Source organism: Aeromicrobium alkaliterrae, from assembly GCF_039529015.1.
GTDB lineage: Bacteria > Actinomycetota > Actinomycetes > Propionibacteriales > Nocardioidaceae > Aeromicrobium > Aeromicrobium alkaliterrae.
Window position 1 is genome coordinate 986,814 of sequence record NZ_BAAAME010000002.1, and the last position, 8,341, is coordinate 995,154.

The 8,341-nt window shown below is 65.7% G+C and carries 7 protein-coding genes; 3 read left to right on the plus strand and 4 right to left on the minus strand.

All coding sequences use genetic code 11. From position 1 onward, the window contains the following. Positions 1-8 precede the first annotated feature (8 nt). Positions 9-431: an organic hydroperoxide resistance protein gene (locus ABD127_RS05980; RefSeq protein WP_344198753.1), complete on the minus strand. Its 423-nt coding sequence runs from the start codon at positions 429-431 to the stop codon at positions 9-11. 34 nt (positions 432-465) lie between these two features. Then, entirely contained in the window at positions 466-897 is a 432-nt protein-coding gene (locus ABD127_RS05985; protein WP_344198755.1) for a MarR family winged helix-turn-helix transcriptional regulator, read from the minus strand. 271 nt (positions 898-1,168) lie between these two features. Here ABD127_RS05985 and ABD127_RS05990 point away from each other — a divergent pair, with 271 nt between their 5' ends. Beyond that, entirely contained in the window at positions 1,169-3,283 is a 2,115-nt protein-coding gene (locus ABD127_RS05990; RefSeq protein WP_344198757.1) for a nuclease-related domain-containing DEAD/DEAH box helicase, read from the plus strand. A 158-nt stretch (positions 3,284-3,441) separates the two neighbouring features. Further along, complete coding sequence (locus ABD127_RS05995; RefSeq protein WP_344198759.1) at positions 3,442-4,179, plus strand: HNH endonuclease; 738 nt, start codon at positions 3,442-3,444, stop codon at positions 4,177-4,179. Between the two features lie 60 nt (positions 4,180-4,239). On the opposite strand, the gene ABD127_RS06000 is transcribed toward ABD127_RS05995, so the two are convergent. Both ABD127_RS06000 and nrdR read right to left on the minus strand, forming a co-directional pair. Further along, positions 4,240-7,119: a vitamin B12-dependent ribonucleotide reductase gene (locus tag ABD127_RS06000; protein ID WP_344198761.1), complete on the minus strand. Its 2,880-nt coding sequence runs from the start codon at positions 7,117-7,119 to the stop codon at positions 4,240-4,242. 109 nt (positions 7,120-7,228) lie between these two features. Beyond that, positions 7,229-7,720 carry a transcriptional regulator NrdR gene (nrdR, locus tag ABD127_RS06005; RefSeq protein WP_344198763.1) on the minus strand — a complete coding sequence of 164 codons (492 nt, stop codon included), beginning with the start codon at positions 7,718-7,720 and terminating at the stop codon, positions 7,229-7,231. Positions 7,721-8,083: 363 nt separating this feature from the next. Between nrdR and ABD127_RS06010 the strand changes: the two genes are divergently transcribed. After that, a partial coding sequence (locus ABD127_RS06010) for a DUF2256 domain-containing protein (RefSeq protein WP_344198765.1) occupies positions 8,084-8,341 on the plus strand: 258 nt, incomplete at its 3' end.

Below are 8,341 nucleotides of genomic sequence, written 5' to 3' on the forward strand. Positions count from 1 at the left end.
GGGGTTGATCAGTCGTCGACGACGGTGACCTCGACCTCGATGTTGCCGCGCGTGGCGTTGGAGTACGGGCAGACCTGGTGGGCCTTGTCGGCCAGGGCCTGTGCCTCGTCGTGCGGCAGGTCGGGGATGACGACCTCGAGCTTGACCGAGAGCAGGAAGCCGCCCTCGCCGTTCGGGCCGATCGAGACCTTGGCACCGACCGAGGAGTCGCCCAGCTGCGCCTTCTCGGCGCGGGCGACGGCCTGAAGCGCGCCGTGGAAGCACGCGGAGTAGCCGGCTGCGAAGAGCAGCTCCGGGTTGGCGGCGCCACCCTTGCCACCCATGCCCTCGGGGACGGCGAGGTCCAGGTCGAGGATGCCGTCGCCGGTGCGGACGTGGCCGTCGCGGCCACCTCCGGTCGCGAGGGCTTCTGCGGTGTAGAGCGTGGTCATGCGGTTCTCCTTCGGTTGGTCGTGCAGGTTCGGATCAGGACGGAGTGGGTTCGAGGTGGGCGACGCGTCGGGCCAGTGCACGCAGCGCGACGAACTCGTCGGCATCGAGGTCGATCGCGTCGACGACGCACTGCTGGAGCCGACCGACCTCGGCGCTCATCGCGCGGCCGGTGTCGGTCAGGTGCACGTGCACGCGTCGCTCGTCCTCGGTGGAGCTGCGGCGCTCGACGAGGCCCTGCACCTGGAGCCGCTTCACGAGGGGCGAGAGCGTGCCGCTGTCGAGGCTGAGGCGCTCCCCCAGCTCGGACAGCGTCACGCCATCGGACTCCCACAGCACCATCAGTGCGAGGTACTGCGGATACGTGAGACCGAGCTCGGTCAGCGTGGTGCGGTAGGCCGTCGTCAGCCGCCGCGACGCGGCGTACAGCGCGAAGCAGAGCTGGTCGTCGAGGCGAGCGGTGGACATGAAGAAAGCATTGCACGCAATTGGGTTGTGCGCAACTCATTTGCGTCAAGGCCTATCTGCGGCCCCGTTCGGCCCACCAACGACGATCTCGAGAGCGTCGGTGAACCAACGCTCGACTCAGTCCTCGTCACGTGCCGCGATGACGCATCCGACCTCGACCACCAGGAATCTCGGAGTCGGCAGTCGGGACGCACCGTTGCTCTTGACCTCAAAACCGAGACACCTGACCTACTCCCCTGCTAGAAATCTGCCAACGGGAGGGAGACCCGTCATGGCAGCAGGAGACTCAGCGCTCCGGGAGGGCAGCCGGCTTTCGGAGGAGGCCGATGCCCTCTTTGAGCTGGCCGAATCAATGCGAATCAAGTCGCGCAACTACCTTGCAGCCGCCTCATCAGAAGCGGGACTTGCGCCGGCCCTCCGTGCCCTTGCCGAATTGGGATGGCACGTTTTCGAGGACAGGCTCTGGCCTCACTCCCGGCGGGCAAACGTGGACTTCATCCTGGTCGGGCCTGGGGGCCTGCTCGTCGTTGATGCGAAGTCGTGGTCCGAAGTGCAGGTCCGTGATGGCATGGTCTATCGCGGCCAGGATTCGTGCGCCGACGATCTCGATAACGCTGACCGTCTCGTCGACGCTCTGGCGGAGGGACTCGAACACCTCGGCCTAACTTCGACTGCCATCGGGGTCGTGTGGGCATTCACCGCGCACTCTGTAGATGCCGCCGCGCGTGCCGTCAGACTTCTGGGCGCGACTGAGCTCATCGAGTGGATCACTCGACTGCCTCGTCGATTCTCGGTCGAGCAGGCGAGCGCGGTCTCCTCGGGCGTAGCCGAGATCTGTCCGGCAATGGAGGCAACGCCGCCGACGCGCCGACCGGCGGCTCGGCATCGGCGCGCCGAAACTGCTGCTGACATTCAGGACGTGCTCCCGGGAATCGACGAGCTTGTGAAGGCGCTTCTCGACGCCGAGCTGACCGAGCCCATCGAGTCTTGGATGACATTCCTGCATCCCGAGCAAGTCCGCCTCACACGGACTCATTGGACTGGGCCGGCTCGCGTCAGAGGGCCAGCCGGCACAGGTAAAACAGTCGTCGGCCTTCACCGAGCCACCTATCACGCTCTGAGATCGCCACATCCGATCATCTTCGCCTCCTTCGTCAGGACTCTCCCTCGGGTCTTTGCCGAGTTGGCACGAATCGTCTCGGAGCCTGCGAGTCACAATATTCATTTCGTCGGAGTCCACCAGCTCGCAGCTGAATGCCTTCAGAAGGCCGGAGAACACGTTCACATCGACTCGGCGAAGGTAGACACGGCATTCGGTCTGGCCTGGTCTCGGAGCGAGCTCAAACACTCGACATCGATCGCGAACCACTCGCCGATGTACTGGAAGGAAGAAATTGACTACGTCATCAAGGGGCGCGGGCTCACCGGCTTCGAGCAGTATCGAGACCTCCATCGCATCGGCCGAAAGACTCCTCTCCGCTCCGCCGATCGCGAGCGCATGTGGGACCTCTACCTGGCGTACGAGGAGCAACTCGGCTTGCGCGGCACAGGCGACTTCAACGATCTGATCCTGCGGGCACGTGAGGCCGTGCGCCGCTATCCCAGCTTGTTTCAGTATGCCGGAGTCATCGTTGACGAGGTTCAAGACCTCAACCTGATCTCTTTGCAGTTTCTCGACGTGCTTTCGGGCGACGGCCCGAATCGCATGTTGCTCCTTGGCGACAGTCGGCAGTCGGTCTACCCCGGCGGCTTCACTCTTAGCGAAGCTGGAATCAATGTGGCGGGTCGCGCTCACGTCCTGCGAGAGAACTACCGCAACACAGCACAGATTCTCGCCACGGCCAGCGCCCTCGTAGCTGACGACGCAGTCCTTGACATCGAAGGCACCGTTGAAGACCGCCTGGAGGGCACCTCTACCCGGGTTGGCGGGAAGCCGACGGTGCTCAGCGGACCGGATGGCAAGACCTTGTCCTCCATGGCGATTGACGACATGACCACTGCGCACGCAGATGGAACCAACTGGGGCAACATGGCGGCATTGACTCGCACCACGCGAGAAGCCCGCCAGATGATGGCGCTTCTACGGCTGCGCGGAATCCCCACCGTTTCCCTGACCGACTATGCCGGAGTCACGATCGAGGCTGTGAAGGTTGGCACTATCAAGCGAGCCAAGGGCCTCGAGTTTTCGCACGTCTACCTCCCTGCGCTCCACCGCGAGCTGCCACGACAGGTCAATGAAACTGATTCGTCCTACGAAGAGCGCCGCAGCCTCTACCGCCGAGAGATCTACGTAGCCATGACGCGGGCACGCGATCACCTCTGGGCGGGCTACATCGATGAGAAATCCACCGAGGCCGAGTTGTCCCGTGGGAGCATGCTGGCGTGAGCGTTGCCGAGAGCCTTCTCCTGAGGCGCGCAGCAATGGCGTGGCTAGATCAGCGACCGAGTGAACGCGTCGACTTTGGGTGGCTCTCGAGCTTCGAGTACGGCGGTCAGCGGATTCCACTCATGGATCGCCAAAGAGGGATCCGGAAGCCTGCCGGCATGGACGCCGCCCTCGCAATTCGAACGACGTTCACCCCTCCGGGGCAGGTGCCGCCCTACGCGGACTCAGTGGGACCTGACGGTCTGCAGAGGTACAAGTATCGGGGGTCCGACCCAAACCATCCGGAAAATGTCGCACTACGACGGGCCTTCAGTTCGAAGCTCCCGATCATGTGGTTCGTTGGTGTCGCGTCCGGCTCGTTCGAACCAATTTATCCAGTGTGGGTCGTCGGCGATGCACCCCAGGAGCTCGAATTCACGCTTGCCCTCGACCACGCCCAGCGGCACTTCGGCGACGCTGGAGCCGCAGACCCGGACTACCGGATGTATATGGAGCGGCTGACGAAAGTGCGTCTGCACCAGCGCGTCTTCCGAACCCAGGTGATGTTGGCCTACGAGTCCCGGTGTGCTGTGTGCAATCTCGGCCACAGCCAGCTACTCGATGCTGCGCACATCATCGCTGATGGCCACCCCGACGGCGAGCCAGTAGTGCCGAACGGGCTCGCGATGTGCAAGATCCACCACGCAGCTTTCGACAGCAAGATCCTCGGCATCAGGCCCGACACTCTGACTCTGCATATTCGTCAGGACATCCTCGATGAAGTCGATGGTCCGATGCTGCGCCACGGACTGCAGGACATGCACGACCGCCCGCTCATGAAGCTTCCCCGGTCTCGCTCGGCTCGGCCCGATCTCGCACGTCTCCAAACTCGATATGGCGAGTTTCTCTCGGCCTAGTTCATCAACAACGAAGAAGGGCCCCACCGGTTTCGGTGGGGCCCGTCTTCGTCAGCTAGCTCAGCTGCAGCCGCTGGTGGAGCCGCAGCCCTCGCACACGTGGCACGAGCCGGCGGGGCGCATCTTGGTGCCGCAGGTCATGCACAGGGGCGAGTCGACCGCGGAGCCGGTGATGACCTCGAGGAGCTCGGCCGAGGTGTGCGCCTGCGACGGAGCGGCCTTGGCGGCGTCCTCGACGACGACCTCGGCAGCCGGAGCGGCCTCAGCCTTCGGGAGCGTCTCGACGGGCGTCTCGACCAGCTCGGCGGCGGTGCTGCCGTCGTTGATGGGCTGGTACGAGCCGGTGTCGAGGTGACGCTGACGCTCGTCGGCCGAGAAGATGCCGAGGGCCGAGCGGGTGTCGAAGTCCAGGTAGTCCAGCGCCAGGCGACGGAACACGTAGTCCATGATCGACTGCGCCATCCGGACGTCCGAGTCGTCGGTCAGACCGGCGGGCTCGAACTTCAGGTTGGTGAACTTGCTGACGAAGGTCTCCAGCGGCACGCCGTACTGCAGGCCGATCGAGGTCGCGATGCTGAAGGCGTCCATGACACCCGCCAGCGTCGAGCCCTGCTTGCCGAGCTTGAGGAAGACCTCGCCCAGCTCGCCGCTCTCGTGCGCACCCGAGGTCATGTAGCCCTCGGCGCCACCGACGCTGAAGCTCGTGGTGATCGAGGCGCGCGACTTCGGCAGGCGACGACGGATCGGCTTCTCGACGACGACCGTCTTGACCTCGGTGGCGGCCTCGGCCGACGCGCTGGTCTTGTCGTCCTGCGACTTCTGGCTGGACAGCGGCTGGCCGACCTTGCAGTTGTCGCGGTAGACCGCGAGCGCCTTCAGGCCGAGCTTCCAGCCCTGGTAGTAGACGTCGGCGATCTCCTCGACCGAGGAGGTCTCCGGCATGTTGACCGTCTTGGAGATGGCGCCGGACAGGAATGGCTGGGCCGCCGCCATCATGCGCACGTGGCCCATCGGCTTGATGGCCCGCTCGCCGACCGCGCAGTCGAAGACCTCGTAGTGCTCGGTCTTCAGGCCGGGGGCGTCGATGACGTGGCCGTGCTCGCCGATGAACTCGACGATCGCCTCGATGGTCTCGTTGGTGTAGCCGAGCTTGGTGAGCGCGGCCGGGACCGTCTGGTTGACGACCTGCATCGAGCCGCCGCCGACGAGCTTCTTGAACTTGACCAGCGAGAAGTCCGGCTCGATGCCGGTCGTGTCGCAGTCCATCATGAAGCCGATCGTGCCGGTGGGCGCCAGGACCGAGGCCTGGGCGTTGCGCCAGCCGTTCTTCTCACCGATCTTGAGGTTGTCGGCCCACTGCTTGGTGGCCTCGCGGTGCACCGCGATGTCCATCGTGTGCAGCGTGCGGATGTCGTCGTTCGCGGCGAGGTGCTTGCGCATGACCCGCGTGTGCGGGGCAGCGTTCTGCGCGTAGCCGTCGTAGGCGCCGACGATGCCGGCGAGCTCGGCCGAACGACGGTACGAGGTACCGGTCATCAGCGAGGTGATGGAGCCGGCCAGCGCGCGGCCACCGTCGGAGTCGTACGCCAGGCCCGAGGCCATCAGCAGAGCGCCGAGGTTGGCGTAGCCGATGCCGAGCTGGCGGTAGGCCCGCGTGGTCTCACCGATCGGGTCGGTCGGGAAGTCGGCGAAGCAGATCGAGATGTCCATCGCGGTGATGATGAGCTCGACGCTCTTGACGAACTTCTCGACGCCGAACGAGCCGTCCTCGTTGAGGAACTTCATCAGGTTCAGGCTGGCGAGGTTGCAGCTCGAGTTGTCGAGGTGCATGTACTCCGAGCACGGGTTGGAGGCCGTGATGCGGCCCGCCTCCGGCGTCGTGTGCCAGTCGTTGATCGTCGAGTCGTACTGGATGCCCGGATCGGCGCAGGCCCACGCGGCCTTGGCGATCTTGTCCCACAGCTCGACGGCGTCGATCTCCTCGATGACCTCACCGGTCATGCGGCCACGCAGGCCGAACGCGGTCTTCTCCTCGACGGCGCGCATGAACTCGTCGTTGACGCGGACCGAGTTGTTGGCGTTCTGGTACTGCACCGAGGTGATGTCGGAGCCACCGAGGTCCATGTCGAAGCCGGCGTCGCGCAGGACGCGGATCTTCTCCTCCTCCTTCTCCTTGGTCTCGACGAACTCGACGATGTCGGGGTGGTCGACGTCCAGGACGACCATCTTGGCCGCGCGGCGCGTGGCGCCACCGGACTTGATGGTGCCGGCGGAGGCGTCGGCGCCACGCATGAAGGAGACGGGGCCCGAGGCGGTGCCACCCGAGGAGCGGAGCAGCTCCTTGCTCGAGCGGATGCGCGACAGGTTGAGGCCGGCGCCCGATCCACCCTTGAAGATCAGGCCCTCCTCGCGGTACCAGTTCAGGATCGAGTCCATCGAGTCGTCGACGGCCAGGATGAAGCAGGCGCTGACCTGCTGCGGGCTGGACGTGCCGACGTTGAACCAGACGGGGCTGTTGAAGCTGAACACCTGGTGCAGCAGCATGTGGGTGAGCTCGTGCTCGAAGACCTCGGCGTCGGCGTCGGAGGCGAAGTAGCCGTGCTCCTTGCCGGCCTTCACGTACGTGAGGACGACGCGGTCGAGGAGCTGCTTGAGGCTCTGCTCGCGCTCGGCCGAGCCGACAGCGCCACGGAAGTACTTCGTGGTGACGATCGTGGAGGCGTTGACGCTCCAGGTGTCGGGGAACTCGACGCCGCGCTGCTCGAAGACGTTCTCGCCGGTCTTCCAGTTGGTCTGGACGACGTCGCGACGCTCCCAGGTGACGGCGTCGTAGGGGTGCACGCCCTCGGTCGTGTAGACGCGCTCGATCTTGAGGCCGGCGCCGGCCTTCGAGGCGTTCTTGCGGTGGGATCCGGTGGATCCGCTGACGGTCTCCGTCATGGGTGCTCCTGATGCGATGAGGGTGATGGCTGCTGCGTGCGGGTGCTGCTGCGTGCTGAACTGCGGCGTTGCTGTGGGGTCGACACCACGACGGGTGCCGCTCCGAGACCTACGGTGCGGTGCGGGTGGCCGCTTCTTCGGCGAGCTCGCCGTCGGCCGACCGGGACATGAGGCTGGCGATCTCCGCGGCGAAGTCGTCGGCGGAGTCGAAGGCCTTGTAGACGCTCGCGAAGCGCAGGTACGCGACCTCGTCGAGCTCCTTCAGGGGTTCGAGAACGGCGAGGCCCACCTGGTGGGCCTCGATCTCGGCGCAGCCCGAGGAGCGCAGCGTGTCCTCGACACGCTGGCCCAGGCGGGCGAGGTCGTCGTCGGAGACCGGGCGGCCCTTGCAGGCCTTGCGGACGCCGGCGACGGCCTTCTCACGGGCGAAGGGCTCGGTGGCCCCCGACCGCTTCACGACCATCAGCTGCATCTGCTCGATCGTCGTGAAGCGCTTCTCGCAGGACGAGCAGGTGCGACGACGACGGATCGAGCCACCCTCGTCGGCGACCCGGCTGTCGAGCACTCGGGTGTCGGTGTTCTTGCAGAACGGACAGTGCATGTCGGGCCTCCTCAAGGCTGGTGACGAGCGACTGGCTGGGGATGAACCTGGGGACGACGTGTGGACCAACGGCCCTGTCATGTGGGTAACACCGCCTGGGCTGTGCACCTACATGTGGAGAACTACACGCGTGTAAGTCCCAGATGTAGTGGCTACCGTACGTGGTCAACACCATCCCGCGCAAGCATCTTCCTGCGACGCGCCGACAGGATTCAGCGCTGCCGCGTTTGCGCAGGTCAGCGCGCCGCGCCCCGACCGTGACGAGTCACACCCGTCACGTCCGTCACAGGAGTTGCGCTCCGGACACCCCTTCGGTGGACCTCTCGACGGGCCGAACGACCCCACACCGGGGACACTGCTGGGATGACTCCCCCGGCCAAGACCTGTGCGTCGTGCGGGCGCCGGATCGAGTGGCGCAAGAAGTGGGAGCGCGACTGGGATTCGGTGCGCTACTGCAGCACCGCCTGCCGGCGCCGCGGCGTGAGCGACGACGACCAGGGGCTCGAGCGCACGATCCTGGAGCTCCTGGCCGGGCGAGCGGCCGGCGCGACGATCTGCCCGTCCGACGCGGCGCGGGCCGCAGGGACCGACGACGGCTGGCGCGACCTGATGGAGCCGACC